The 26676-nt window shown below is 69.7% G+C and carries 27 protein-coding genes; 12 read left to right on the forward strand and 15 right to left on the reverse strand.

Annotated elements, in window-relative coordinates; genetic code table 11:
- Positions 1–44: 44 nt before the first annotated feature.
- The gene (ispH, locus tag ACE3SG_RS05910) at positions 45–1016 is read right to left on the reverse strand and encodes a 4-hydroxy-3-methylbut-2-enyl diphosphate reductase (RefSeq protein ID WP_374563107.1); all 972 of its coding nucleotides are present in this window, start codon (positions 1014–1016) and stop codon (positions 45–47) included.
- Positions 1016–1459, reverse strand: coding sequence for a peptidylprolyl isomerase (locus tag ACE3SG_RS05915; RefSeq protein WP_374563109.1), 444 nt, complete (start codon positions 1457–1459; stop codon positions 1016–1018). The genes ispH and ACE3SG_RS05915 overlap by 1 nt, the downstream gene beginning before the upstream one ends.
- A 158-nt stretch (positions 1460–1617) precedes the next feature.
- On the opposite strand from ACE3SG_RS05915, the gene ACE3SG_RS05920 reads away from it, so the two are divergent.
- From ACE3SG_RS05920 to radC, 3 genes are all read left to right on the forward strand, one after another.
- Positions 1618–2673 (forward strand): hypothetical protein, encoded by a 1056-nt coding sequence (locus ACE3SG_RS05920; RefSeq protein WP_374563111.1) that lies wholly within the window; start codon positions 1618–1620, stop codon positions 2671–2673.
- Positions 2674–2689: 16 nt separating this feature from the next.
- Complete coding sequence (locus ACE3SG_RS05925; protein ID WP_374563113.1) at positions 2690–3724, forward strand: hypothetical protein; 1035 nt, start codon at positions 2690–2692, stop codon at positions 3722–3724.
- A gap of 99 nt (positions 3725–3823) precedes the next feature.
- Positions 3824–4498 (forward strand): DNA repair protein RadC, encoded by a 675-nt coding sequence (gene radC / locus ACE3SG_RS05930; RefSeq protein WP_374563116.1) that lies wholly within the window; start codon positions 3824–3826, stop codon positions 4496–4498.
- Here radC and ACE3SG_RS05935 read toward each other — a convergent pair.
- Positions 4470–5147: a DUF4386 family protein gene (locus tag ACE3SG_RS05935; protein WP_374563118.1), complete on the reverse strand. Its 678-nt coding sequence runs from the start codon at positions 5145–5147 to the stop codon at positions 4470–4472. The two genes, radC and ACE3SG_RS05935, sit on opposite strands and share 29 nt — an antisense overlap.
- A 142-nt stretch (positions 5148–5289) precedes the next feature.
- Positions 5290–5808, reverse strand: coding sequence for a hypothetical protein (locus ACE3SG_RS05940; protein WP_374563120.1), 519 nt, complete (start codon positions 5806–5808; stop codon positions 5290–5292).
- A 167-nt stretch (positions 5809–5975) separates the two neighbouring features.
- On the opposite strand from ACE3SG_RS05940, the gene ACE3SG_RS05945 reads away from it, so the two are divergent.
- Positions 5976–6611 carry a Smr/MutS family protein gene (locus tag ACE3SG_RS05945; RefSeq protein WP_374563122.1) on the forward strand — a complete coding sequence of 212 codons (636 nt, stop codon included), beginning with the start codon at positions 5976–5978 and terminating at the stop codon, positions 6609–6611.
- A 6-nt stretch (positions 6612–6617) separates the two neighbouring features.
- Here ACE3SG_RS05945 and ACE3SG_RS05950 read toward each other — a convergent pair whose 3' ends face one another.
- The gene (locus ACE3SG_RS05950) at positions 6618–7148 is read right to left on the reverse strand and encodes an SRPBCC family protein (protein ID WP_374563124.1); all 531 of its coding nucleotides are present in this window, start codon (positions 7146–7148) and stop codon (positions 6618–6620) included.
- 368 nt (positions 7149–7516) lie between these two features.
- On the opposite strand from ACE3SG_RS05950, the gene ACE3SG_RS05955 reads away from it, so the two are divergent.
- Entirely contained in the window at positions 7517–9199 is a 1683-nt protein-coding gene (locus ACE3SG_RS05955; protein WP_374563125.1) for a glycosyl hydrolase family 18 protein, read from the forward strand.
- A 98-nt stretch (positions 9200–9297) separates the two neighbouring features.
- On the opposite strand, the gene ACE3SG_RS05960 is transcribed toward ACE3SG_RS05955, so the two are convergent.
- From ACE3SG_RS05960 to ACE3SG_RS05975, 4 genes are all read right to left on the reverse strand, one after another.
- Positions 9298–11793 carry a glycoside hydrolase family 2 protein gene (locus tag ACE3SG_RS05960; protein WP_374563127.1) on the reverse strand — a complete coding sequence of 832 codons (2496 nt, stop codon included), beginning with the start codon at positions 11791–11793 and terminating at the stop codon, positions 9298–9300.
- 241 nt (positions 11794–12034) lie between these two features.
- On the reverse strand, positions 12035–12283 hold the full coding sequence (locus ACE3SG_RS05965) for an acyl carrier protein (RefSeq protein WP_374563129.1): 249 nt from the start codon (positions 12281–12283) through the stop codon (positions 12035–12037).
- A 21-nt stretch (positions 12284–12304) separates the two neighbouring features.
- On the reverse strand, positions 12305–12784 hold the full coding sequence (gene acpS / locus ACE3SG_RS05970) for a holo-ACP synthase (RefSeq protein WP_374563131.1): 480 nt from the start codon (positions 12782–12784) through the stop codon (positions 12305–12307).
- A gap of 158 nt (positions 12785–12942) precedes the next feature.
- The gene (locus tag ACE3SG_RS05975; protein WP_374563134.1) at positions 12943–13563 is read right to left on the reverse strand and encodes an alpha/beta hydrolase; all 621 of its coding nucleotides are present in this window, start codon (positions 13561–13563) and stop codon (positions 12943–12945) included.
- 129 nt (positions 13564–13692) lie between these two features.
- On the opposite strand from ACE3SG_RS05975, the gene ACE3SG_RS05980 reads away from it, so the two are divergent.
- The 3 genes from ACE3SG_RS05980 to ACE3SG_RS05990 are packed head-to-tail and all read left to right on the forward strand — an operon-like array spanning position 13693 to position 16802.
- Complete coding sequence (locus ACE3SG_RS05980) at positions 13693–14868, forward strand: acyl-CoA dehydrogenase family protein (RefSeq protein WP_374563137.1); 1176 nt, start codon at positions 13693–13695, stop codon at positions 14866–14868.
- 4 nt (positions 14869–14872) lie between these two features.
- Positions 14873–15790 (forward strand): amino acid--[acyl-carrier-protein] ligase, encoded by a 918-nt coding sequence (locus ACE3SG_RS05985; protein WP_374563139.1) that lies wholly within the window; start codon positions 14873–14875, stop codon positions 15788–15790.
- A gap of 4 nt (positions 15791–15794) precedes the next feature.
- Positions 15795–16802: a DUF1839 family protein gene (locus tag ACE3SG_RS05990; protein ID WP_374563141.1), complete on the forward strand. Its 1008-nt coding sequence runs from the start codon at positions 15795–15797 to the stop codon at positions 16800–16802.
- 263 nt (positions 16803–17065) lie between these two features.
- Here ACE3SG_RS05990 and ACE3SG_RS05995 read toward each other — a convergent pair whose 3' ends face one another.
- Both ACE3SG_RS05995 and ACE3SG_RS06000 read right to left on the reverse strand, forming a co-directional pair.
- Positions 17066–18031 (reverse strand): 2Fe-2S iron-sulfur cluster-binding protein, encoded by a 966-nt coding sequence (locus ACE3SG_RS05995; RefSeq protein WP_374563143.1) that lies wholly within the window; start codon positions 18029–18031, stop codon positions 17066–17068.
- Positions 18028–19077, reverse strand: coding sequence for a Rieske 2Fe-2S domain-containing protein (locus tag ACE3SG_RS06000; protein ID WP_374563146.1), 1050 nt, complete (start codon positions 19075–19077; stop codon positions 18028–18030). The genes ACE3SG_RS05995 and ACE3SG_RS06000 overlap by 4 nt, the downstream gene beginning before the upstream one ends.
- A gap of 106 nt (positions 19078–19183) precedes the next feature.
- Between ACE3SG_RS06000 and ACE3SG_RS06005 the strand changes: the two genes are divergently transcribed.
- The 4 genes from ACE3SG_RS06005 to ACE3SG_RS06020 are packed head-to-tail and all read left to right on the forward strand — an operon-like array spanning position 19184 to position 22371.
- Positions 19184–19888: a GntR family transcriptional regulator gene (locus tag ACE3SG_RS06005; RefSeq protein WP_374563149.1), complete on the forward strand. Its 705-nt coding sequence runs from the start codon at positions 19184–19186 to the stop codon at positions 19886–19888.
- 26 nt (positions 19889–19914) lie between these two features.
- Complete coding sequence (locus tag ACE3SG_RS06010) at positions 19915–20718, forward strand: MlaE family ABC transporter permease (RefSeq protein WP_374563151.1); 804 nt, start codon at positions 19915–19917, stop codon at positions 20716–20718.
- 4 nt (positions 20719–20722) lie between these two features.
- Entirely contained in the window at positions 20723–21679 is a 957-nt protein-coding gene (locus ACE3SG_RS06015) for an MlaD family protein (RefSeq protein WP_374563154.1), read from the forward strand.
- Positions 21676–22371 (forward strand): hypothetical protein, encoded by a 696-nt coding sequence (locus ACE3SG_RS06020; RefSeq protein WP_374563156.1) that lies wholly within the window; start codon positions 21676–21678, stop codon positions 22369–22371. The genes ACE3SG_RS06015 and ACE3SG_RS06020 overlap by 4 nt, the downstream gene beginning before the upstream one ends.
- A gap of 23 nt (positions 22372–22394) precedes the next feature.
- Here ACE3SG_RS06020 and ACE3SG_RS06025 read toward each other — a convergent pair whose 3' ends face one another.
- From ACE3SG_RS06025 to ACE3SG_RS06040, 4 genes are read right to left on the reverse strand one after another with little or no spacing between them, the layout of a single operon-like run.
- Positions 22395–23045 carry a DUF2894 domain-containing protein gene (locus ACE3SG_RS06025; RefSeq protein ID WP_374563159.1) on the reverse strand — a complete coding sequence of 217 codons (651 nt, stop codon included), beginning with the start codon at positions 23043–23045 and terminating at the stop codon, positions 22395–22397.
- The gene (locus ACE3SG_RS06030; protein ID WP_374563161.1) at positions 23038–23697 is read right to left on the reverse strand and encodes an OmpA family protein; all 660 of its coding nucleotides are present in this window, start codon (positions 23695–23697) and stop codon (positions 23038–23040) included. The genes ACE3SG_RS06025 and ACE3SG_RS06030 overlap by 8 nt, the downstream gene beginning before the upstream one ends.
- Before the next feature lie 2 nt (positions 23698–23699).
- The gene (locus ACE3SG_RS06035) at positions 23700–25790 is read right to left on the reverse strand and encodes a DUF802 domain-containing protein (protein ID WP_374563162.1); all 2091 of its coding nucleotides are present in this window, start codon (positions 25788–25790) and stop codon (positions 23700–23702) included.
- Positions 25787–26581, reverse strand: a complete 795-nt coding sequence (locus ACE3SG_RS06040; protein ID WP_374563164.1) for a DUF3348 domain-containing protein — start codon at positions 26579–26581, stop codon at positions 25787–25789. Before ACE3SG_RS06040 ends, ACE3SG_RS06035 begins: the two co-directional genes overlap by 4 nt.
- Positions 26582–26676 lie beyond the last annotated feature (95 nt).

A 26676-nucleotide genomic window follows, 5' to 3' on the forward strand; every position in this document is an offset into this window, starting at 1 on the left:
ATGAGACTCATGGGCGCCTGTCGCAGGGGGTTGCGAAGCCGCCGTCAGGATCGAGACGAAGAGAACTCGGCCATCGACTTGTCGCCCAGGCCCATCGGCAGCGGGAACTGGATGGTTTCTTCGACGCCCGGCAGCTTGCGCACCGCCAGCGCGCCCAGCGCCTTCAGGCGCTCGACGATCGCGTTGACCAGCACCTCGGGGGCCGAGGCGCCGGCTGTCAGGCCCACGCGCGGCCGGTTGTCGAGCCAGCTTTCCTGCAGGTCTTCGGCCGCGTCGACCATGTAGGCCGGCGTGCCCAGGCGCTCGGCCAGCTCGCGCAGGCGGTTGCTGTTCGAGCTGGTCGGGCTGCCGACGACGATGACCACGTCGACCTGCGGCGCCATGAACTTGACCGCGTCCTGCCGGTTTTGCGTGGCGTAGCAGATGTCTTGCTGCTTGGGCTCGCGCACCTGCGGGAAGCGCGCCTTCACGGCCGCCAGAATCTCGGCCGCGTCGTCCACGCTCAGCGTGGTCTGCGTCACCACGGCCAGCTTGTCGGGCCGGGTGACCGGCGCGGTGGCCACGTCGGCCACGTCTTCAACGAGGTAGATGCCCTGATGCAGCTGGCCCATCGTGCCCTCGACCTCGGGGTGCCCCTTGTGGCCGATCATGATGAACTCGTAGCCTTCCTTGGACAGCTTGGCGACCTCGACGTGCACCTTGGTGACCAGCGGGCAGGTCGCATCGAAGACCTGGAAGCCGCGCTGGGCCGCCTCGGCGCGCACGGCCTTGGGCACGCCGTGGGCCGAGAAGACCAGCGTCGCGCCGGGCGGCACGTCGGCCAGGTCTTCGATGAAGATCGCGCCCTTGGCCTTCAGGTCGTTCACCACGTAGGTGTTGTGCACGATCTCGTGGCGCACATAGATCGGCGCGCCGAACTTGGTCAATGCCCGTTCGACGATCTCGATCGCGCGGTCGACGCCGGCGCAGAAGCCGCGCGGCTCGGCCAGCAACACCTCATGCGGCTGAATCGCCATCAAAGCACTCCAATCAGCCGGACCTGGAAGGTCACGGCCTGGCCCGCCAGCGGGTGGTTGAAATCGAACAGCAGCCAGTCGTCGCCGCATTCGCGCACGACGCCGGCGAAGCGGCCGGTGCCGTCGGGGGTGGGGAATTCGACCACATCGCCGATGCTGTACTCGGCCTCGGGGTCGCCATGCTGAGCCAGCAGGCTGCGCTTGACCCGCTGCAGCATCTCGGGGTTGCGCTCACCAAAAGCCTCGCCCGGCGCGAGCACGAAGGTGGCCTCGGTGCCCTCTGCCAGGCCGATCAGCTTTTGCTCGATGGCCGGCGCGAGCTGGCCGGCGCCCACCGACAGCGTGGCCGGCTGGTCGTTGAAGGTGGTGACCACGTCGGCCCCATCGGGGCCGGCGAGCCGGTAGTGGAGGGTCAGGAACGACCCTTGTCGGACGGTATTCACCAAACGATTTTACCGGCCCACTCAGCCGGCGGGCGCACCTGGAAGCCGGCCGACCTGGGCGACGCGCGCCACAGTTGCGCTGGCGCAAGGCACCTGCGCGCGACGGGTTCACATTGGGCAAGGCAGTGCGCCGAGCGCCGCGCTTTCGAGGAGTACTCATGTTGTCGTCGACCCCGAGTCGCCGTCGCCGGGTTCTGGCGCTGTTCGCTGGGCTGCTGTGCGCCGTCAGCCTGGGCGCGGCCGCCCAGACCCCCTACCACTTCACCGCCCTGCACGGCCCCGGTGGCACCGACGGCATCGCACGCGACCTCAACGGCCATGGGGCCATCGTTGGCTACGGCCACCCAGAAGACGCCCACATCTCGCACGCCATGCTGTGGCGACGGAACGCGCCGTTGGACCTTCACCAACTGGGCGTGGCCAGCATCGCCAGCGGCGTGAACCGGCTCAATGAAGACGGCGTGATCACCGGGGTGACCATCGACGAATGGCACCCCGCGCTCTGGCAGGAAGGCACCGCGGCGCTGCTGCCGACACTCGGCGGCAACCTCGGTGGGGCCAATGCGATCAACAACGCCGGCCACATCGTCGGCTACAGCGCATTGGCGGGCAACACCGCCTACCACGCCACGCGCTGGACCGGTGGGCAGCCTTTCGACATGGGTACGCTCGGCGGCGTCCACAGCTCGGCGAACGCCGTCAATGCCCTGGGCGACGCTGCGGGCTACGCCGATGCCCCCGGCAACGTGCCGCATGCCGCGCTCTGGACGGCGGACGGTGACCTCATCGATCTCGGCACGCTCGGCGGCCAAACGAGCCAGGCCACCTCGATCAACCGCAGGCGTTGGGTGGCCGGCTACAGCGAAGTCCCCGCCTACTTCACCACCCATGCCGCGCTGTGGCACGACGGCGTCGCCATCGACCTGGGCACCCTGGGCGAAGGCCGGAACAGCTTCGCCTGGGGCATCGACGCCGAGGGCACCGTGGTGGGCTACAGCCACACGACGAATCACAACCACATGAAGGACCGCCGGGCCACGCTGTGGCGCGACGGCCTGATCATCGACCTCAACTCCTGGCTCGACGATGCCACGCGCGCCGCGGGCTGGGTGCTGCTCGAAGCGCGCGCCATCAATGAAGACGGCGTGATCACCGGGCTGGCCAAGAACTCGATCACGGGCAAGGAACGCGCCTTCCGCCTGACACCCCCTTGAAGCGAGGAGCAAGACCGTGACGCGGATAGCGATTTCGATTCTGGCCGCCCTGGTCGCCGCATGGCTGCCCGCGCTCGGCACCGCAGCCCAGGCTCAGGCCTACACCTTCACCGATCTCGGCAGCCTCGAGAAATCGTTCAGCCTCGGCTGGGGCATCCAGCAGCGCGGGGCGGTCGTCGGCTACAGCGGCGTCGATGGTGGCTCGAACTGGCGTGCCACGCTCTGGCACCGCGGAAAAGCCACCGCCCTGGGCCCGACCGACGTGACGAGCCGAGCCTTCGCCGTCAACAAGCACGATGACGCGGTCGGCGAGAGCACCGCCATCGGCACCGCCAAATGGCGTGCAACCCTGTGGCAAGGCGGCACCACCACCGACCTGGGCACCCTCGGCGGCACCACCAGCCACGCCTACGGCATCAACAACGCCGGCGGGGTCGTCGGGGAAGCCAGCCTAGCCAACGGGGAAACCCACGCCACCCTCTGGGCGGGTGACGGCATCGTCGACCTCGGCACGCTCGGCGGCCCCGGCAGCACGGCGCTGGCCATCAACAGCACCGGCAAGATCGTCGGCTCGGCGATGACCGCCGACGGGCGCATCCACGCGGCCCGTTGGCGGCGGGGCCATGTCACCGACCTGGGCACACTCGGCGGCCCCTATGGCACCGCCACCGCCATCAACGACCTGGGCCAGATCGTCGGCTACGCCCAGGACGCCAGAGGCCGCTACCACGCAGCCCTGTGGGTGGACGACATCGCGTTCGACCTGGGTTCGCTGGCCGGCGACCACGGCTATGCCTGGGGCATCAACGACGCGGGGGTCATCGTCGGGCAAAGCTACCTGACGCGCAAGCCGACGCCCCGCGACAGCCGGGCGGTGATGTGGGTCGACCGCGTGATCCTCGACATGAACACCTTGCTGGACGACGCCACGCGGGCCGCCGGCTGGGTGCTGCTGGACGCGCGTGCAATCAACGACGCCGGGGAGGTGACCGGCACCGCCAAGAACACGCTTTCGGGCAAGACGCGGGCCTACCTGCTGACACCCCCTTAAGCGGGAGGGAAAGCGCCGGCGGCGCTTGATATCCTCGGCGACGCCTGCACCGGCCGCACACCTGATGACGGCCGGGCGATTGAGGGAGGATGCAACAAGATGACGATCAAGGATCTGCCGGCCGCGCTGCGGCCGCGCGAGAAGCTGCTCGCGCACGGGCCGGCAGCGCTGGCCGACGCCGAGCTGGTGGCCCTGCTGCTGCGCACCGGCATGAAGGGCAAGGGCGTGCTGACGCTGGCCGAAGAGCTGCTCGGCGGCTTCAAGGGTGTTTCCGGGCTGCTGCACACCAAGGCCGACGACTTCAAGCGCGTCAAGGGCATGGGCCCGGCCAAACGGGCCGAGATGACCGCGGTGATGGAGCTGGCGCGCCGCGCGCTGGCCCAGCAGCTGCGCCACGCGCCGGTGTTCGATTCACCCGCCAAGGTGAAGGACTTCGCCGCGCTGCAGCTCGGTGGCCTCGGCCACGAGGTGTTTGCGGTGCTGTTCCTCGACAGCCAGCACCGGTTGATCGAATGGCGCGAGCTGTTTCGCGGCACCCTCACGCAGACCAGCGTCTACCCGCGCGAGGTGGTGCGCCATGCGATGGACCTGAACGCCGGTGCGGTGATCCTGGCCCACAACCACCCCTCGGGCGTGGCCGAGCCGTCACGCGCCGACGAGTTCCTGACCCAGTCGCTGAAAAGCGCGCTGCGGCTGGTCGACGTGCGGGTGCTGGATCACCTGGTGATCGGCGTCGGCCAGGTGGTCAGCTTTGCGGAGCGAGGTTTGCTGTAGGCGAGCGGTCGCCGCGCAGCATCACCACACCGAGACCAACGAACCAGGGGATCTGGCCCAGCCCGAAGATCATCACCAGATCCTTCAGCGGCGAAAACACGGTGAGGATGCCGGCCACGCCGACGATCGCACCGAGCACATTGAGCGCCTGCGGCAGCGCGCCGGTCCGCCAGGCCACGGCACTGACCATCAGCGACCAGACGCCGCCGACGATCTCGATGCCGCCGCCCAGGCCGTTTTGCACGACGCCGACGGCCACCCAGGTGGAGACCGCCAGTGCAGGGTCCTTGGCCTGAAGCGCAGCCACCGACTGCAGGCCGCAGATGGACACCATCCCGCTCGCGATGACCAGGCCGGCCCAGATCACGCCGACGGGCGTCGCGATCTGCATCGTGGGCGATCGCTCCTTCAGCCGCTCATGCAGCGCGACCGCCAGCACCAGCAAAGCGCTGCTGGCCACGACGTAGATGAGCACGGTCCACAGCTCGAACAGCGTCCGGCGCTCCAGCACGAACGCCAGCTTGTCGGCCGCCGTCCAGCCCTGCGTGTCGCCGGGGTTGAGCCATGTCGCCATGACGGCGAAGCCGACGATGTAGGCCAGGGCTTCGACGCCCGCGGCGATGCCGCCCGCCCGTTGCAGATTGCGCATGTGCAGCTCTCTCGGTGATGGAGGTCCGCCACCTTAGTGCCACGGCGCAGCGTCATGGCGGCCGCGCGACACACTGCAGATGGGCGCGACAGACGGGAGCTGCCGCCCGCCCGGTGGCGCCCTGGTCAGAGGACGGCAGCGCTCACTGGCTGGCCTCGATCTTGAGCATCTCGAACTCGACGCGGCCACTGACCGGCTTGATGCTGACGATGCGCTGCTGGTTCGGCGTGCCGACCTTGTAGAGCTTGCCGCCCGGCTCGCCCTTGTCGTCCTTGTTGCAGGCCAGGACCTTCGTGTCCGCCGGTGGGGCGGTGGCGGGCCGCGGCCCGGTGCAGTCGAGCACGTTGCCGTAGCGGCCCATCGCATCGCGATAGAAATTCGCCACCTTGTCCACCGAATCACCGGTGGTGAACTTCATCAGCGACAGCCTGAAGCCGAGAGAGCCGCCCCACAGCGCCAGATTCAGCCCGTCCCCGTCGCCGCCCTTGTCGCGCCGGATGGTCGCGCCCGGGTACGCGGGCAGGCCGACATCAGCCACCGACAGCTTGTCGTTGAGCTCGATGCCGGCACCAGCCGCCAGTGCGCCGGCCGAAACGCTGGACGCGGCCACGGCGATCAGCGCCGAGGCCAGCATCGTGGGAAATGTGGTGGAGGTACGCATGGTGTCGGTCCGCTGGTGGTGAATCAACGCCAGCGTAGAGGCACGGCCCCGTCGCGCCCAGTGGCGCGCGACGCACTGCAGCGGCGGCCGACGGACCGCCGGCGTGCCGGAACCGGCCGAACCGACCAACGAGGGAACGCAAACGCGCCGCGACAATCGACCCCATCGTGAAGTCCAACAGCCTGAAAGACCTGGGCGCCATGCGCGACGCGATGCGCGCCGCCCAGGCCGAAGCCGCCGCCATTCGCGCGCGCGAAGCCGCCGAGGCCGCGCGGCGCGAACGCGAGCGGCATGCGTTCGCGCACGCCGTGGGGCCGGTCAAACCGGTGAAGGCCGCGCCGAAGGCCGCCCCCACCACGCCGCTGCCCACGCCCGAGCCGCGCCAGCGCGAGCTGGACGAACAGGCCGCGCTGCGCGAGGCGCTGTCGGACGAGGTCGACATCGAGACGCTGCTGCTGACCGACGACGGGCTGAGCTACCGCCGACCGGACATCGGCATCGACGTGCTGAACAAGCTGCGCCGCGGCCAATGGGCCATCCAGGGCCAGGTCGACCTGCACGGCCTGCGGCGCGACGAAGCGCGCGAGGCGCTGGCCAGCTTCATCCGCCAGGCGCACCAGCAGGGCCGGCGCTGCGTGCGGGTGGTGCACGGCAAGGGCCATGGCTCGCCTGGCAAGACGCCGGTGCTCAAGGCCAAGGTTCAGCGCTGGCTGGCCCAGCGGCGCGAGGTGATCGCCTTCGCACAGGCCCCCGGGCCGCAAGGCGGTGCGGGGGCGTTGGTAGTGCTGCTCGGCTCGAAGTAGGCGCCGTCAGGGCGCCTCGGCCACGGCCTTCAGGTTGGCCAGGCCTTTTTCGAAGTCCTTGCCGACCATGCTGTCCATGCTCGCGAACACGCCCATCAGCTTGGTCAAGTAGTCGGCCGGGCCGTACATCGCCCAGGTCACCTCGGTGCCGCCGCCTTGTGCGCTCAGAATGAAATCGGTCTGGTTGTGCGACTCGATCGGCTGCAGGAAGTCGAGCTGAATGTGGATCTTCGACGCCGGCACCGACTCTTTGATCTCCATCCGGCCGGCGCCCACGTCCTTGTTGCCCTCCCACGCATAGGTCGAACCCAGGCCCGAGTCAGGCCCGCCGAGCGTGCGCTTCATCGCCGGGTCCAGCTTCTCCCACGGCGACCACTGCGGCCAGCGATGGAAATCGTTGATCAGGCCGTACACCTTCTCGGGCGGCGCCTGGATCGTGGCCTTGCGCTCGACGCGGAAGCTGTCGGGCCGCGTGGCCGCGAACAGCAGCAGCGCGGCCACGGCAACGACGACCACGATCGCAATCTTCTTCAGCATGCTCATCCTCCTGCGGGGGTGCGCGCGGCAACGGCGCCGGCCGCATGATGCCCAAGCTTGGCGCGCTTGCCTACGCCCGACGGCCAGCGTGGCCGCGCCGCGCACCGAAGTGGACTCTTATTGGTATCTACAGCCGCCGCGCCTCACCCGCACCGTGCGAGGTCATACAAAACCATCCATTCCCATGGGTCAATGGTGAAAAGTTGAGCCACCAGCACTCGCCTGAAACGTCCCTTTACACTTCAATGGCGCCTCAACTGGTTCTATACTGGTTTTAACTGAGCCCCTTGGCGAAAGCCCCGACGCAGACTGCTGCCCGAGTCGATCGAAAGCCGACCGACCGGGTTCACTCAAAGGAGCAATTCGCCATGAACAACCCCGAGAGCGCGGCCAGGCGCTTCAGTCGCCTGGACTGGCTGGCCGTCTTGTCAGCCGCCGTGGCGGCCACCGCCACGCTGGCGCCGGCCACCGCCAGCGCCGCCGGCGCCTACAACCTGCAGGCCATGGCCCCGGCCTGCCAGCCGTGGGATGCGGCCGTTGCCTACGTCAAGGACGACACCGTCACCCGCAACGGCGTGAGCTACATCGCCAACTGGTGGACCCAGGGCGAGGACCCGGCCACCCACAGCGGCCCGGTCGGCAGCGGCCAGCCCTGGACCCAGATCGACGCCTGCTCGGGCACCCCGCCCCCGCCGCCTCCCCCGCCGCCGCCGCCCGAGCCCTGCGACCCCTGGCGCAGCGACTACAAGTACCTCAAGGGCAACCTGGTGACCGAGAGCGGTGTCGGCTACAAGGCGATGAAGAAGTCGCTCAACAAGGAGCCGGCGACCAACAACGGGCCCAAGGGCAGCGGTGAAGAGTGGATCAAGTCCGCCAAGTGCGATGGCGGCACCCCGCCCCCGCCGCCTCCCCCACCGCCGCCGCCGCCCCCGCCCGACCTGCCGCCCGAGGCGCTGAGCGCCAACCAGAACACGCGCACCTACGCCGGCTACTACCCGAGCTGGAGCGACAACTGGTTCGACGCCACCGGCAAAACGCCGGCCCAGGTCTATGCGCTCAGCAAGCTGGCCCGCATCCCCGCCAACTACAGCCACGTGATGGTGGCGTTCGCCAACCCGAACTTCTCGTGGGGTGGCATCGCGGTCAACAGCTGGTCGGGCACCGGCATGAGCTTCAACGGCCGGCCGAGCGACATCAAGGCCGCGATCGACGTGCTGCACATGCGCAACATGAAGGTCATCCTCGCCGTGGGCGGCGCGACCTACAACGACTGGGACGGGCTGGCCGGCGAAGGCCAGGCAGGCTCGGGCTCGCGCATCACCGCGCTGGCCAACATGATGAAGGACCTGGGCTTCGACGGCCTGGACGTCGACTACGAAGCTGACGCCAATGTCGACCGTTATGCCAACGCCAGCAAGGCGATGCGCAAGGCGGTGGACCTGGCCGGTGGCGGCCGCTGGTTGACGGTGGCCGGCTGGTCGACCGGTGCAGACTGCATCGCCGCCACCTCGGGCATGCCGGACTGCGCGGGCAAGCTGTCGTACTGGGGCGGCAACGCCGGCCGCGAGCGGCTGCTGGCGAAGAACTACCCCACCGTGGCGGCCAGCTTCGACATGGTCAACGTGATGTCGTACGACGCGCGCTACGAGCACTACGACGGCGTGACCGCGTGGACCGACTACCGCACGCTGTTCCCGTCCAAGACCATCGTCTCGATCGGGCTGGAGACCTCGCCCGAGGGCTGGTCGGGCGCGAACCTGGTGGTCAACGACGCCGACGCGCAGTGCGAAGGCTCGCGCAACCTGCAGAACCAGTATGGCGCGACGCTGAACCTGCCCTACTCGGTGAACCGCTACACCACGGCAGTGAAGAACAGCAACCACGCCAACCGCAATGCGCGCGACGGCTCGATGCTGTGGAGCATCTTGAAGACGGCCAACGGCAGCTGCGGCAGCGCCGCGCTGGCATCGCCCGGCACGCTGGGCAAGAAGGTCGTGCAAAACATGGGCGGCACCGACGACCCCGTGTTGCAGCAAGACGGTTGGAAGTGAGGAGAGCGGCCCGGGTGGCACCCGGGCCGCCACGAGAGGCCTGAAGAGCCAAGGGCGACCACGAGGTCGCCCTTTTTTGTGGGCGCCGCAGCGCCGGGTCAGCCGGCCTGGCGCACCGTGACCGGCACCAGGGCGTTGATCGCCGACACAGTGGCGCGCCACGGGCGACGCGGCGCGCCCACCACGGGCGTGAAGCGCAGCCGACGCTCGCCGCCGGGCGCGAGGTGAAAGCCCTCGTCGTCGGGCTGCCAGCCGTCGACCTCGAAGTGCACGAAGCGAGCGGCCGCGCGGCTGCGCACCGTCACCTCGATCACACCCTCGACCACCGGCCCCGCTTCGGCGCTCAGGCCGATGTCGCGGCGCTGCAGCGGCAGGCCTTCGACGTCGATGAAGTGCACCCGTTCGACCACGCCCTGCGGGCCTTGCCAACGCGCCACCACCACGTCGGCCGGCGGCGGGCCGAAGCGGTAGGCCCACGACAGGTCGGTGAAGCCATCGAGCCAGTCGGTGATCGCCCAGCCCTGGCTTGAGCGGGCGGGCAGTTGCAGCGCGCGCTCGCCCTGCGCCACCGGCCACTCGCCTTCGCGGTAGAGCGCCACGCTGAGCGTGCCGTCTCTGGCCTGGTCCTGCTCATTCACTGCGTGCAGCGTGAAGCCGTTCAGGCCGTCGTCGGTCAGGCCCAGGTGCAAGGGCTGGCAGACGCGGGCCAGCGCGTGGAACACGGCCTTCGGCTGGCACTGGTCGTCGAGATAACCCCAGCCGGCCCCGGCCCACAGATCGCGCAGAAACCAGACCATCGCACCACGGCACGCCGAGCCGGCACTGCGCCATTGGCTGAACGCGGCGGTCACGGCCTCGGCCGCCGCTGCCCGGCCGAGCACCAGGTGGCGCGCCGGGTCGCTCATGCGCAGCGCCATCGGGTCTTCGCCGAACAGGTGCTTGACGTAGTGGTCGCGCACGTCGTCGAAATCCCAGCCGGCGCCCAGATCACGCGGCGCGCGGGCCTTCCACAGCGGGCTGTGGGTGCGCACCGCCACGTCGCCGTTCAGCGCCCGCAGGCGGGCCAGCGTGCTGTCGGGCGGCACCTGGGCGAAGGCCAGGCACTCGGTGGCAAACCGCAGGCCGCTGGCGCGCGCATCGGCCAAGGGCCGGCGGTAGGCGCCAACGCCGTAGTACGAGGTGCTGCCGGCGTGGGGCTGGAACGGGAACGCACCGCCATGCGCGCTCGACGGCCAGTAGACGACGCCAGGCAACTGCTCGGCCACGGCAGCGGCAATGCGCTCGTGGAACAGCGGCGGCTGCCAGTACTCGCGCGACGCGCCCCACATCGCCGCCTGCTGCTCGACCTCGGAGTTGCCGCAGACCACGACCACACAGGCCCGCGCGGCCCAGGCCGGCAGCTGGCTGGCCAATTCGGCATCGACCTCGGCCGCGAAGCCGGCATCGTCGGCCGGATAGTCCATGTTGGCGAACATCAGCTCCTGCCAGACCATCAGGCCCAGCTCGTCGCAGAGTTCGAAGAACACATCGGCCTCATAGGCCATCGTGCCGCCGACGCGGACGAGGTTGACCCCGGCGTCGCGCAAGCGGGTCAGCACCTCGCGGTACTGCGCCGGCTCGGCATGCAGCTTCAGCGTGTCCAGCGGCACCCAGCAGACGCCGCGGGCGAAGACCGGCTCGCCGTTGACCTTCAGCCCCAGGCCCGTGTCGCCGGTATCGGCCTCGACCCTGCGAAAGCCCACGGCGCCGAGGTCCATCGACCAGTCGCCACCGGCCGCGCGGCCTCGCAACTGCGCCCGGTGCCGGGCCGGCTGGCCATGGGTGTGCGGCCACCACGGCTCGACCTCGTCGACGCACAGCGTGCCGTGCCATTGCGGGCTGCCGTCGACCACGGCGGCCTGCAGCGAAACCTCGTGTGTGCGGCCGCGATGTTCGAGCGCCAGCTGCAGCTCCTCGACCGCAACGCCGGCGTCGAAGCGGCAGCGCACCGTCAGTTCGCCCCGCCCGTCGACCAGGCGCGGTTGCAGCTCGACCGACGCCGGCCGCGCATCGCCGGCCGGCCGCAGCCACACCTCGCGCCACGGGCCGACCACCACGGCGGGGGGCGACCACCCGGGCGTGCGGCCCAGCAACGTGGTGCGCCAGAAGCGCAGCTGCTGCTGCGCCAGCATCGGCGAGCGCCAGCGTGGGCGCGGCTTGCGCTGCGCCAACGCGTCGGCCAGCGGGTCGAAGCGGATCAGCAGTTCGTTGCCTTGCGCGCGCAGGCGTTCGCCCACGGCCAACGCGTGGCTGCGGAACATGCTGCGGCTTTCCAGCAGCGGCTCACCGTTGAGCCACACGCTGGCGATCGTCGCCAGGCCGTCCAGGCCCAGCGTCCAGTCGCTGGCGGCGCCCGCCGGCCGGTCGAAGCGGCAGCGGTACCACCAGCACTCGCGGTCGAAATCGCGCGCCGGGCCGTCCAGGCTCCATGTGCCGGCTGCGGCCAGGGCGGCCGCCACGGGCATCGGCGCTTCGAGGGGCCGCCAGGCCGCCTCGTCAGGCACTGGGCCTCCAGGCTCGCCGGGCGCCAGCGCCCAGGCACTGGTCAGCCTCATGCGGCCTGGGTTCATTCGGCCCCCACGGCCCTGCGGGCCTCCCCCTCGAGGGGGAGCGAGCGCCTGCGGAGCGGCCGAGCGGCGGGCAATGCCCACCCCCGGGCCCTGCGGTCCTTCCCCCCGAGGGGGAGCGAGCGCCTGCGGAGCGGCCGAGCGGCGGGCAATGCCCACCCCCGGGCCCTGCGGTCCTTCCCCCCGAGGGGGAGCGAGCGCCTGCGGAGCGGCCGAGCGGCGCTCAGGCTCATGCGCCCGTCAGTTCCTCGACCGCCGAGCGGATCGCGCCGACGCTGGAGAACACGCTGCGGGTCAGCATGTGGTCGGGGAACTCGATGTCGAAGGCGCCTTCGAGCGCCAGCATCACGTTGACGCTGGCATGCGAGCTCATGCCGGCCTGGTACAGATCGGCGTCTTCGGTCAGCGACGAGGCGTCTTTGGCCAGCTTCGCGTGCTGGGCCAGGATGGTGCGGATACGGTTGGCGGTGTCGCTCATGGTCAGGTTCAAAAAGAAAAGTCAGAAATCGGAAACAGGGGTGGCAGTGGTCGGGGCGGGCCCCAACAACGCCACCACCACGGCACAGGCTTGCTCACGCTCGTGGCTGATCGAAACCGCCCACTCGCGCACGCCCACGCGCTGCGCCACCTCGGCCGCGCGGCCATGCAGCGCCAGCGCCGGCCGACCGTTGGCACCGCGAATCAACTCGATGTCGCACCAGACGATGCCGGCCTCGGGCAGGTCCAGCGCCTTGATCACGGCCTCTTTGGCCGCAAAGCGCGCGGCCAGCCGCTCGTGCAGCGCCGCCTCGCCTTGCACGGCGTGGGCATCGGCAGCCTCCTGGGCGGTGAAGAACCGCTGCAGAAAACGGTCGCCGAAAGTGCCCAGCGATTCAGCGATCGACGGCACGCTGACCGTGTCGATGCCCACGCGCACGCCGGCGGCCGGCGTCTGCAGCGCAGGCGTCAGCTGGTCAACGATGTCGGCGGCGTTGAGCATGTCAGAAAGCGGGGGTTGGAGGGCCGTGGAGCCGGCCCGCGAATGCGGCTGCAAATGATACCGGCGCATGCCCCGTCCGCGGCTCGCGCACGGGCATAGTTCACAGCCAAATGGGCTGATCCCCCACGCTTTTGGGGAGTGCTCAGCCGCCAGCCGGCTCAGCCCGCCTGAAGCGCTAGCACGAAACGCCGCAAGGCCCGCCAGACCACCAGCGGCATCTCATGACCACCGTCAAAAGGCAGCCACTGCACCTGGGCGCCCGCCGCTTGCAGCAGGTCACGCAGGCGCTCACCGGCGCTGAAGCCGAGGTCGCCATCGCTGCGGCCATGGGTGACGAGCGCCGGCAGGCCTTTCAAGCGGTCGACATGCGGCAGCCACTCATCCAGCGCGATGCAGGTCGACGACAGCAGCGCGATGCCGGCCACGTCGGGCTCGCCCTGCATCAGCAGGTGGTCCATCAGCAGCATGCCGCCCTGCGAGTAGCCCACCAGCACGAAGCGGCAGCCGGGATGCGCGGCGCGCGCGTCTGCCAGCGTTTGCGCGAGCACGGCGCGCGCGGCAGGCCGATCCTTCGGGTGACGGTCGAACAGGTCGCTGGGGCCGGCGGCCAGGCGGGCGGCGCGGTGCGCGGGGTCGACCGCCCACCAGGAATGGGTGCCGTCGTCGTTGCGCACCGGGCCGGCCGGCACGACCGTGGGCAGGCTCAGCGCAAGGGCGTCGACCATCGGCCGCAGCACGGCCGGATCCATCGTCAAACCGTGCAAAAAGACCAGCACCATCCGTTGTTCTTGGGGGGTATTTACGGCGCGAATTGTGAATCGGCTATGCGACACTTTGTTGCAGGACAGCATCACGCGGCGGTGCCGCCGATGCCGCCGCCCCTTTTCCCCTCTCGCCAAAGAAGAACCATGAGCCAGACCGCGCCCAGCTATGCCACCTTGCACGACGCCGTGCGTCGCATTGCCCAAGAGGTGGCCGCCAAGCATGCCGATGACGTCGACAGCAAGGCCCGCTTCCCCGCCGAAACCGTTGCCGCGCTGCGTGAAGCCAAGGCGATGTCGGCCCTGATCCCGAAAGACCTGGGCGGCAGTGGCCTGACGATGCGCGAGCTGGGCATGCTGGTGGGCGCACTGGCCCAGACCTGCGCCTCGAGCGCGATGGTGCTGGCGATGCACTACAACCAGTTGTGCTGTGTTGTGCGCCACCATGCTGGCAGCCCGTTCTTCAACCGCTTCATGCGCGACATGGTCGAGCAGCAGTGGCTGATGGCGTCGATCACCTCCGAGGTCGGCACCTTCGGCGACACGCGCTCCAGCATCTGCGCGGTGCAGACCGAAGGCGACCGCTTCACGCTGGTGAAGGAGGCCACCACCGGCTCGTACTGCGCGCATGCCGACGTGATCGTCGTCACCGCCCGCCGCAACGCCGAGGCCGGCGCCAGCGACCAGGTGCTGGTGCTGCTGCGCGAAGGCGACTACAAGCTCGAGCAGACCACCTCGTGGGACACGATGGGCATGCGTGGCACCTGCAGCCCCGGCTTCAAGCTGACCTCGGGTGCACCGGTCGAGCAGATCCTGCCCGAGCCCTATGGCGACATCTCGGCCGAATCGATGGTGCCGTACTCGCACATCCTGTGGTCGGCGCTGTGGTGGGGCATCGCCGCCGGCGCGCATGGCAAGGCCGCCACCTATGTGCGCGGCGTGGCCCGCAAGAACCCCGGCACGACACCGCCCACCGCGGTGGCCCTGGCCGACCTGACTGTCGAGTTGCAGACCATGCGCCTGCAGTGGCAGGCCATGGCCGACGAGTTCGACGCGATCGTTGCCGCCGGCACCGACGAGAAAGACCTGACCTCGATCGGCTGGGCGCTGAAGATGAACAGCCTGAAGACGGCGTGCTCCGACGCCGCGCCGCGCATCGTCCACGGTGCGCTGCAGATCGTCGGCATCCTCGGCTACAAGAACGACAGCCCGTTCGCGATGGGCCGCGCCTACCGCGATTCGCTTTCCGCCTCTTTGATGATCTCCAACGACCGCATCGCCGCCAAGAGCGCCGCGCTGCTGCTCGTGTTCAAGGACGAGTGACACCATGACGACCGACAAGAACTACGACCCCGCCGTCTTCTACGCCGAGCTCGTCGAAGCCGGCCTGATCTACCCGACCACGGTGAAGGGCGGCTACGGCCGCAGCGCACTGTTCGAGGACATCCTCGAGCGCTTCGACGCGCTGGTGATGCGCAACGCCGCCGGCGACGGCGCCGAGGCGATGACCTTCCCGCCGATCGTGGCGCGGGCCATGATCGAGAAGCTGGGCTACCTCGACAACTTCCCGCAGCTGGCCGGCAGCGTGCACAGCTTCTTCGGCAGCGACCTGCAGGCGCGCGAGATCTCCGAGAAGGTCAAGGCCGGCGAGCGCTGGGAGAACCTGCTCGACATCACCGAGGTGATGCTGCTGCCCGCCGCCTGCTACCCGGTCTACCCGGTGTTCAGCGGCCTGCTGCCCCAAGGCGGCCGCCTGGTCACGACGAAGAACTGGTGCTACCGCCATGAGCCGTCGGACGAGCCGACGCGCCTGCAGTCGTTCCGCATGCGCGAGTTCATCCGCGTGGGCGCGCCCGACGAGGTCGAGACCTGGCGCGACGGCTGGCGCGACCGCGCGCTCGAACTGCTGCTGGGCCTGGGCCTGCCGGCCGCCAGCGACGTGGCCAACGACCCGTTCTTCGGCCGCGTCGGCAAGATGATGGCCACCAGCCAGCGCGAGCAGAAGCTCAAGTTCGAAATCATGGTGCCGGTGATCTCGCTCGAGAAGCCGACCGCGATCTGCTCGTTCAACTGGCACCAGGAGCACTTCACCGGCAAGTACGGCATCCGCCAGGGCGATGGCGCCACGGCGCACACCGCCTGCCTGGGCTTCGGCCTCGAGCGCTGCACGCTGGCGCTGCTGAAGACGCATGGGCTCGACCCCGCCAAGTGGCCCACCGAGGTCCGCGCGCAGCTGTGGCCCTGACGACATGGCATTGAGCGACATCCGCCGCAGGGCCAGCGCCCTGCCCGGCCTCGACCCCACGAGCTACCAGCGCCATGCGCTGCACGGCGAATCGGCTCAGTGGCCCGAGAAGAACTGCTACATCGACCTGTGGATCGAGCTGGTCCACGCGATGGGCTGCGACCCGCATGCGATGCTGGGCCACACCTTGCCGATCGATTTCGAAGGCGACCAGTGGACCTTCTTCAAGCCCTCGCATGACCAGCTGCGGCGCCTGTACGGCATCGACGTGCAAGAGCTGACGATCTGGCGCCCGCTGGCCGATCATGCGCTCGAGCACCTGTCGGCCGGCAAGCTGATCAGCGTCGAGGCCGATGCCTGGTGGCTGCCGGACACCGCCGGCACCGACTACCGCAGCAAGCACACGAAGACAACCATCGTGCTGGCCGACATCGACCTCGATGCGCAGCGCCTGGTCTACTTTCACAACGCCGGCTGCTTTGCGCTCGAAGGCGAAGACTTCGTCGAGACCTTCCGGTTGAACAAGCCCGAAGACCCGGCCTACCTGCCGCTGTTCGCCGAGGTCGTCCGTTCGGATCGCCGCATCGTGCGTCCGCTGGCCGAGTTGCGTGACGCGGCACGTGCCGACCTGCGCGAGCAGTTCGCCCGCCGCCCGTCGACCAACCCGGTTCAGCGCTTTGCCGACACGTTCGAGCGTGATCTGCCGCTGATGCGCGAGCGCGGGCTGGCGCACTACCACGCGTGGGCCTTCGCCGGCACGCGCCAGGTTGGCGCCGCGGCCGAATTGACGGCCCGCTGGCTGGCGTGGATGAGCGACACGCCCAGCCCGGCACAGCAGCGCGCCATCGAGGCATTCGACCGCCTCTCGGCCGGCGCGAAGACCTTCATCCTGAAGGGAGCGCGGGTCGTGTCGTCATCGAAACCCGCCGACCTTGGCGCGCTGTTCGGCGGCATGGTCCAGGCCTGGGATGAGGGCATGGCGGCCATCGGCGAGACGCTGGCGGCGGGCTAGACGCACTGCTGGCCACGGTTGTGGCGGCAGGGCGGCGGCGGTGCCCCCGGTCGCCGTCCGCTCGCGGGCCACCGTTGGCGCGTGACGACGTCCGTCTCCATCAGCGCCGCTTGTAGCTCGCCTCGGTTGGGGCGACCGCGGCACGAGAACACGGCGCCGATCGAGAGACCCTGGCCAGCGCACCCCGGCTCCCCGCGAGCAGGGCCGCCGCTCGCGCCCCGGGCCATCGGCCCGGTCACCACGTCGGCCCGCCTTCAAAAAACTCAAAGATCCAGCACCAACCTCGCCGACTTCGCCCGCGAACAGCAAGGCGTGAACTGGTCGTTCGCTGCATGCTCCTCGGGGGTGAAATACAAATCCTTGTGGTCGGGGGTGCCACTGAGCACACGCGTGATGCAGGTGCCGCACACCCCCTGCTCGCACGAGGTCTGCACCTCGACCCCCGCGGCCGCCAGCGCCTGCACCACCGTCTTGTCTCTCGGCACGACGATGATGCGCCCCGAGCTCGCGAGCTGAACCTCGAAGCCGTCATCACCGGCCGAAGGCGCCACGTCGGCGCTGAAGAACTCGTAGTGCAGTTGTGCTTCAGGCCAGCCTCGGGCACGCGCTGTCGACAAGACCGCGTCCATGAACCCCTTGGGGCCGCAGACGTACAGGTGAACACCCGGCTGGGGCTCGGCCAACCGAGCGGCGATGTCGAACTTCTGCGCCGCCGGACCATCGTCGAAATGGAACTGCACGTGTGGCGCAAAACGCGAAGCGGCAATGCGGTCGTGAAACGCCATCCGCTCACGCGAGCGCGTGCAGTAGTGCATCTCGAACGCAGCGCCCATCATCGCCAGGCGCTCGGCCATGCACAAGATCGGCGTGACGCCGATGCCGCCGGCCAGCAGCACATGGCTGCGCGCATCGTGTGCCAAGGCGAAGTGGTTCTTCGGCGCGCTGATCTGGATCACGTCGCCCACCCGAACCTGGTCGTGCATGAAGGCCGAGCCACCGCGCGTGGCCGGGTCACGCAGCACCGCGATCAGGTAGCGGTGGCTTTCCGCGGGGTCGTTGCACAGCGAGTATTGGCGCGTCTTGTCGCCCGCCATCACATCCACATGCGAACCGGCCGAAAACGCCGGCAAGGGCTGGCCGCTCACCCCGACCAGTTCGAAGCTGCAGATGTCCAGCGCCTCGGTGGTCTTGGCGGCAACGCGCACGTGCAGGCCGCTTGCAGCGCTCATGCAGGCGTCTCCGCCGGCGTGCCCCGCTCTGCCGCGATCAAGCGGTCGATCACCTTGCGCGACTGCACGCCACCCGCATCGATGTTGAGCTTGAGCAGTGGCCGATCGGGCCAGGCCAACAGGTTCTTCTGCTGCCGCTCCAGCATCTCCAGGTCTTCACTGAATATCTTGCCCTGCCCTTCGCGAATGCTCGCGGTCAGCGCCTGGTCTTGCGGCTGGAAGCGGCGCGCCATGCCCCAGAAGTACCAGATCGAGGTCTCGGTCTCGGGCGTGATGAAGTCGACCACGATGCTCGACGCCTTCACCTTCGGGTCGGCCTCGTAGCCACCCTGCCCCGCCAGCGCCACGCCAACCTCGATCATCACGTGGCTCGGCGGCGAGAAGCGGCAGATCTGCCAGCGGTCCACCGGCTGGTCGTCGGGCAGGCCATTGCCGCGCAGCGCCATGCGCCAGAACGGCGGCGCCATGATGTTGTTCATGAAGCGGCTGGTGATCACCTCGTCGCCTTCGGTGCGCGTGTTCACCGGCGTCTCGTCGATCTCTTTCTGGCCGATGCTGTTGGCGTGCACGTAGGTCTCGTGCGTCAGGTCCATCAGGTTGTCGACCATCAGCCGGTAGTCGCAGGCGATGTGGTACAGGCCGCCGCCATAAGCCCAGTCGGGGTGGTGCGCCCATTCGAGGTGGTGGATCCTGGCCGGGTCAGCCTGCGCCGCATCACCCGGCCAGACCCAGACGAAACCATGGCGCTCGACCACCGGAAAGCTGCGGATCGCCGGGAACCCACGCACCCGCTGCCCCGGCATCGCCACCGTCTTGCCATCACAGCCCATCTCGAGCCCGTGGTAGCCGCAGACCAGCTGGCCCTCAACCACCCGGCCCAGCGACAGCGGCGCGCCCCGGTGCGGGCAGAAGTCTTCGAGCGCCGCCACCGTGCCGCCCGGCCCCCGGTAGAACACGATCGCCTCGCCGCAGATCCGGCGGCCCAGCGGCTTGCCGTCGATCTCGTCCGGCGTGCAGGCCACGTACCAGGCGTTTTTTGGAAACATCGAGGCGCTCCGTGATGACTCAAATTGGATCCAATTATCAGCATAATTGGCCATCCAATGCCAGAATACCTGCCATATTGGATCCAGCATAGCCAATCACTCCGCCATGGCATCACCCGAGCCCCGGCCCGACAGCGGCAGCGTCATCGCCACGCTGCGCCAGCTGATCGTCGACGGCCACTACTCAGCCGGCACGCGGTTGGCCGAGATCCCGGTGGCCACCGCGCTGGGCGTATCGCGCACACCGGTGCGGCTGGCGTTTCGCAGCCTGCAGCAAGAAGGCCTGCTGCAGCTCACCGGCAAGCGCGGCTTCGTGGTGCGTGCGTTCTCGGAAGAAGACGTGCACTGCGCGGTCGAGGTGCGCGGTGCGCTGGAAGGGCTGGCCGCCCGGCGCCTGGCCGAGCGCGGCCTGTCGGACGAGGTGCGGGCCACGCTGCGCGCCTGTGTCGACGAGGGCGCGCAGCTGCTGGCCAAAGGCCACCTGGGCGAAGACGACATCGGTGCCTGGGCCCAGATGAACCACCGCTTCCACCGCACCATCGTCGAATCGACCGGCAGCCAGGTGATTGCCGATGCAATCGCCCGCAACAACCACCTGCCGCTGGCGTCGGCCGACTCGATCACCATCGACCGGCAGGCGCTGGACCGCGAATACCAGAAGCTGCGCTTCGCGCAGGCACAGCACCAACTGGTGTTCGACGCGCTCGAGCGGCGCGAGTCGGCCCGTGTCGAGATGCTGATGCGCGAACACGCCTACATCGGCCTGCGTTACGCCAGTCTGTTCGGGCTCAAGCCCGCAACCACAGGCTGATCGCCACACGCCCCTATGATCGGGCCATGGGACTCACTGCCTACGAGCCCGGCGCGATGGCCGAGCTGCGCCGCGCCGCCTGGCGCTGGCTGCACGGCTGGTGGCGCATCGTCCACCTCGGCACCACGCTGATCGTGCTGGCGTTGTCGCCGGCCAGCTACGACGCCGAGCAGCGCACGGCCCTCGCGCGCCACGTCTACCTCGGCAGCGCGCCGGCGCTGGCCTGGTTCAGCGTGCTGTCGGCGCTGCTGAGCCTGATCGTGATCCGCATCGTGCTGGTCACCTCGCTCAGCTACGGCCTGTCGCAGTACGCGATCGAGATGGTCGTGCGGGTGCTGGTGCTCGAGTTGATCCCGCTGACCGCGGCGCTGTTCGCCGCGCTGCGCTGCACGCTGCCACAGGCGGCCGACGTGGCCGCCCTGCGGGCCGATGGCCGCTGGGCCGAGCTGATCGAGCAGGGGCAGGACCCGGTGCGGCGCGAGGTGCTGCCGCGCGTGGCCGCCGGCGTCTTCGCGGTGTGCCTGCTGGCCGCCGTGAGCTGCGGGCTGACGCTGGTGCTGGCCTACCTGTCGGTCTACGGCTTCAACACCACCGGCTTCGCCGCCTACACCCGCACGGTGGGCCATGTGTTCGGCCCCGCCGTCGCGCTGATCTTCGGGCTGAAGATCGTCTTCTTCGCACTCGCCGTCGCGCTGATCCCGGTGGCCTCGGTGCTCTACGATCGTCCGCACCCGCGCCTGGGGACCAGCACCGAGCTGCAAGGCCTGGTGCGCATGTTCCTGCTGATCCTGCTGATCGAAGCGGTCTCGCTGGTCGGCAACTACTACTGACGCGATGAACGAGTCACCCTCACCGCCACCGGTGCGCAACGTGGAGTTCAAGGCCCGGCTGCTGTTGCTGCTGCTGGTCACGCTGGTGGCCGGCGCTGCGGTGTACCTGATGTATGCGCGTGGCCTGTTCGAAACCACGCAACGCCTGGTGCTCGTCGCCGAAGACGCCGAGGGCGTGCGGGTCGGCATGGACCTGAGCTTCTCGGGCTTTCCGATCGGCCGCGTGCGGCGGGTCGAGCTGGGTGCCGACGGCAACGCGCGCATCATTGTGGACGTGCCGGTGGCCGACGCGCACTGGCTGCGCCAGACCAGCGTCTTCACGCTCGTGCGCAGCGTGATCGGCGGCACCAGCCTGCGCGCCTACACCGGCGTGCCGACCGACCCGCCGCTGCCCGACGGCGCCGAGCGCAAGGTGCTGATCGGCGACACCGCGGCCGAGCTGCAGCGCGTGGTCACCACTGCCAGCGAGCTGCTGCAGAACCTGAACCGCATGACCACCGAAGACTCGTCGCTCGGCGCCACGCTGGCCAACCTGAAGGACGTGACCGAGCGCCTGAAAGGCCCCAAGGGCGCGCTCGGCGTGTTGATGGGCAGCGACGAAGAAGCCGCGCGCATCGGCAAGACGCTGGACCGCACCAACGCGCTGCTGGCCCGCCTGGACGGCCTGGTCGAGCACGCCGACAGCCAGCTGTTCGGCCCGCAGGGCGTGTCGACCGACGCTCGCGCCGCCATCCGCCAGCTCGACGGCCTGCTGCGTGATGCGCGCCAGTCGCTGCAGCAGCTCGACGCGGTGCTGAAAGAGGCCGAAGGCGTGGCCGCCAACGCCCGCGTGGCGACCACCGACCTGGGCACGCTGCGCGCCGAGGTCGAGTCGAGCCTGCGCAAGGTGCAACGCCTGGTCGACGAGCTGAACCGCAAGTGGCCGTTCGCCAGCGACAACAAGGAGCTGAAGCTGCCATGAAGCGATCTTGGCTGACGACAGCGCTTGGGACAGCGCTTGGCGGCATGCTCGCGGTGGCCGGCTGCGCCAGCGGCCCCACGCCACCCGACTGGCAGGCCGACGCGCTGCAGGCGCTGCAAGACACGCAGGCCGCCTACCTGAAGGGCGACACCGCCGGTGAGGCGCGCCAGTTCGAGCGCGCCCGCGGCGAGATCGCCCGCACCGGCCAGCTCGCGCTGATGGCACGCGCCGAGCTGATGCGCTGCGCCGCCCATGCCGCGAGCCTGGTGTTCGAGCCATGCGCCGGTTATGACGCGTTGCAGGCCGATGCCGCACCGCCCGAGCGGGCCTACGCGGCGCACCTCGCCGGACGTGCGTCCGCCGCCGACCTGGCGCTGCTGCCCGAGGCGCAGCGCGCCGTCGCGGCCGCCAGTGCGAACCCCGAAGCTGCCCTCGCCGCCCTGAAAGGCCAGGCCGACCCGCTGTCGCGCCTGCTCGCCGCGGCGCTGCTGTTCCAGGCCGGCCGCGCGAGCCCGGCGACCATTCAGCTGGCTGTCGACACCGCGTCCGAGCAAGGCTGGCGCCGGCCCTTGCTGGCCTGGCTGTCGGTGCAGCGCGAACGGGCCGAGAAAGCGGGCGACACGGCCGAGGCCGCGCGGCTGCGCCGGCGCATCGACTTCGTGCTCGGCCCGCCGGTCAAACCGGCGCCGTGACCCTGCTCCGCCCTGCCGCGCCACTATGCGCGAGGGCCGTCCTTGGTCGCCACGGCGCCTGCGCCGTTGAGCTGATCGAACCACAGCAGCGCGTCGACATAGGCCATGAACTTGTCGAGGTAGCCGGGTGACAGGTCGCGCATCAGCGTGAGCGAGCGGTGCACCAGGTGGTGCGAGTTGAGTGGGCCGGCATTGCCCGGCAGCCTGGCCAGCGATTGCGCCAGCCGCTGCTCGGTGTTCAGCTTGGCCCAGGTGCTTCTGAAATAGCTCAGCGCCTTCAGCTCTGGCGGTGCCGGCAACGACGGCGCTGACACCCGGCCCGTCGCAGGGGTGGCCTCTGGCGGCGGCGCCGACCGTGCGATGTGGTCGACGAGCTCGGCCAGCGCGCTGCGCACCGCAGCGGGGTCGCCGCGGTCGTGACCGCTGGGCTCGCCCGCCGACGAAGCCCGTTCGACCAACGTGGCATACGCCGCCACCAGCCCGACGAGCCTGTCGTCGAGCAGCCGCCGCGCGTTGCCCCCAAGGCCGCTGGCCCGCCGCGCCAGCGCCTCGATGAAACGAAAGCGGACGGGGTCGACGCGGTCGGCGCCGCTGGCGCGCCACGCGGCGATCGTGGGGCCAACGTCCACGCCGCGCGCCGCAGTCACCGCATCGGCGACGCCGTCGTCACTCATGTGCTGCGGCGTTGCCACGCGATGGCCTCGGCGTCGGCGCCATCTCAACCCGCCGGTTCTTCGACCGGCCCTGCGCGTCGGCGTTCGACGCCACCGGCTGCTCGGAGCCGAACGCGGCCGCGAACACCGACGACGACGGCATCCCTTCTTCGATCAGGGCCCGCGTCACCGTCAATGCGCGCTGGGCCGACAGCTCCCAGTTGTCGGCGAAACGGCGGCTGTCGCCACGCACCTGCCGGTCGTCGGTGAAGCCGCTGACCATCAGGATCTCGTCGCGGCCATTCAGGTAGGCCGCCAGCGGGGCGGCCAGGCTTTGCAGCAGTTGCCGGCCGTCGGGCTGCAGCTCGTCGGAGCCGAGCGCGAACAACACGCTGCCGCTGATGCCGATGCGGCCGTTGTTCAGCGTCACGCGGCCAGCGGCCAGCGGCCCGGCCAGGGCTTTCTCGAGCGCTTCGAGGCGTTGTGCCTCGGCCTGCCGCTGCTTGACCTCGGCCTCCAGCTTGGCCGCCAGCTCGAACTGGATGCCGAGCGCGCACATCAGGATCAGCGCGAAGGCGCCGAGCAGCCCGGCCATCAGGTCGCCGAAGACGGCCCAGACCGGCACCGACGGCTCCATGCCGCCGTCTGCGCCCATGCTCGCGTCGTCCAGCATCGTCAGGCCTCGCTGGCTTCGGTGGTGCGGCTGCTGGCGAGCTGCTGCAGGTCGTCGACGATCTGCTTCTGCGACATGATGCTCAGGTCGATCACCTCGCGCGCCTGGGCCACGTAGTAGGCCAGTTGCTCGTCACTGCGCGCCATCGACTTGCCCAGCGCCGCCTCGATGCGCTGCAGATGCGCCACCAGCTTGTCGTTCGACTGGCTGAACAGCTCGACCGCGAAGCCGAAGGCCTCGCCCAGGCTGGACACCTCGACCGCGCTGCCGGTCACCTGCGCGGCCACGCCGGCCAGCTTCTCGGTCTGCGCCTCGACCTGCTCAGTGAAGCGGCTGCCGACACGGTCCAGCAGATCGGCCGACGTGCCGACCAGCGCGTCGATCGCCGCCCGCTGCTCGGTCGACGCGTGGTTCACCGCGTCGAGCAGCGCGCCCAGCGTTTCGAGCAGGCGTTGGCGTTCTTCCAGCATCGTGTTGTCGCGGGCCATGCTGTCGGACAGCTTCTGCCGCAGCTCGGCCACCACCTCGGCCGCGGTGCGCGGCGCTTCAGAGGCGGCCTGCACCAGGCGCGCGATCTCAGAGATGGTGTTCTTCGCGTGCGCCTCGGCCTGGGCCGACATCTCGCGCGCCGTGAGGGCCAGCGTTTCGCAGATCTGCTGCTGCTGGCCCAGCGTGCTGGCGCCGGCCTGCTGCCACTGCTGCTGCAGCGAGGTGGTCATCGCCTGCAAGGCATCGGCGAACGCCGCCAGGCGCTGCTGGTCTTGCGACGCCACCTGCGACTGCAGGTCGGCCTGCGATTGGCCCAAGCTGCGCAGCAGCGACGCCGCATGCTGCTCGAAGATGGCGGCCGCCGCGGCGAGCGCTTGATGGGTGTCGCTCGACAAGGCCTGGCTCGCCTGCTCGTGCTGCGCGAGGGCCTCGCGCCACTGGCCCGACACTCCGTCGACCGCCTGTTCGAGGCGCGCCGAGACCTTGTCCACCAGCGTGGCCGAGCGTTGCTCGAACGTCTCGGCAAAGTGGCCGAGCGAGGCGCGCAGCTCGGTGGACATCGCGGCGTTCGCCTGCCGGTGCTCGGCGAGCGCGGTGGTCCAGGTGTCGGCCGCGGCCGTGCTGCTGGTTTCGAGGCGGGCCGACAGGCCGTCCAGCTGCTGCTGCACGGTCTGGGCCATGGTGGCGTGCAGCGACGCCGCCTCGCGCGCGATGCCGGCCATCGTCGCCTCGACCACCGGCTGGATCGTGGCCCCGGCCACGCGGGCGCCTTCGGTCAGGCTCGTCTGCAACGAACGATCGACGGACGCGGCCAGCGCGACATACGCCGCCTCGGCCTGGCGATGGAAATTCTCCTGGCCGGCCACCAGCCGCTCGTTCGACACCTGGCTCTGCCGCTCCAGCGCGGCCATCATCGCTTGCAGGCCGTTGACCAGCTCGGGCATCACCTGGGTCTGCTGCTGCAGCAGCTTGAACGATTCTTCGCGCTGGTGCGCGAGCGAGAACACACGCAGGGTCGACGCGATCTTCGCGTCCAGCACCTGCGCGGTGAGCAGGCGCTCGCGCCGGCACAGCGCCGACATCAGGCCCAGCATCGCCGAGGCGGCCACGCCCGCCACCGAGGTGCCAAAGGCCAGCCCCAGGCCCTTCACCGGGGCCGACAGCGATGCGCGGATGGCCGCCAGGTCGGTCGCGCTGTCGAGCGCCGTGCCGGTGCCGTTGAGCGTGACCACCATGCCGAGAAACGTGCCCAGCATGCCCAGCAACACCAGCAGCCCGGCCAGGTAAGGCGTCAGCGCCGGGCCCGGCAGGCCCACGCGCTCACCTTCGACACGCAGGCGCACCGCGTTCTGCAGCGATGGGTCGAGCTGGTCGAGCCATGGCCCCAGGCTCGGCGGCGCGCTGGCCAGGCCTGAGAGGGCCTTCGACAACGTCGACGTGGCCTGGTGGAAGCGGTGCAGTTCCAGCGCACCCATCAGGTAGAACGCACCGACCAGCAGCGTGACGACCAGCGCCAGCGGGTTCGAGCCGATGTAGCCCGCGCCAACCCAGCCGACCACGGCCAGGCCGACAGCGAAGGCGGCGTGATGAAGAATTCTCGTCATGGCATGCGAAGGGCTTCCAACAGCCCTTCGACCGGTTGCATTCGAAGGTCCAGTTCAGCGAGCAGCACGCTGCGCATGTCCTGGCGAAAGGTGTCCAGCCAGGCGCCGGGCGGCGCCGCGCTGGGCTCGAAGGGGGCTTGGGCGACGTCGGGCGCGTTGTCGGTTGCGTCGTCGGGCACCACCGCGCTGGCTTGCGCCGCCTGGTCGGCCTGTTCAGCCTGGTACAGGCGCTTGAAGTGTTTTTCCAGCAGTGCCGGCACGGTCGACAGTAGTTGGTACTCGCGTGCGCCCAGCACCTGCTCCATCACCGCGTCGACCGCCGCCAGCTGCGCCATCGCCGCCGACCGGCCCGCCAGCCTGGCCCGCAGGCGCTCGCGCAACGGGCCGATGCCGGCTTCCATCGCCTGTTGCTGGGCGAGGTAGCGGCGGCGGTGGGGCGAGAAGTCGGCGGTGTTGGTCATCGGGGCGACATCGGTCGCGGCGTGCAGGTTCATCCGTTTCTGATCGGTGTTGGCCGCACCGTCGTCGGCCACGGCCCGCGCCAGCGCGGCCCGCACGCGCTGCACCTCGGCCTCCTCGGCGCTCACCGACGCGCGCGCGCCAGGGCGCCCCGTCGCCGGACCACCATTCAGCGCTGCAGACAGCGAGATGGCGTCGGTCCAACCGAGCCATTGGCTCAGTCGTTCGGCGAAGGCTTGTTTGGATTCAGGGGCGTCGGCGTCGGACAGACGCGCGAGCAAGCGAATGAGCGCCGTGCCGGTGAGACCGTTGCGCTGTGAGCCTCGCACCATGCAGCCAGCAGAGGTTCAGATGGAAAACCGCGCAGTCTACTACCGATCACCCGGCCGGCCTGGCTGGCCCTGCGTGGCGCCGCCCGATCGGGCCG

Origin of the sequence: Ideonella sp. (assembly GCF_041914305.1) — a bacterium.
In the GTDB taxonomy this organism is placed as follows: Bacteria; Pseudomonadota; Gammaproteobacteria; order Burkholderiales; family Burkholderiaceae_C; genus Ideonella.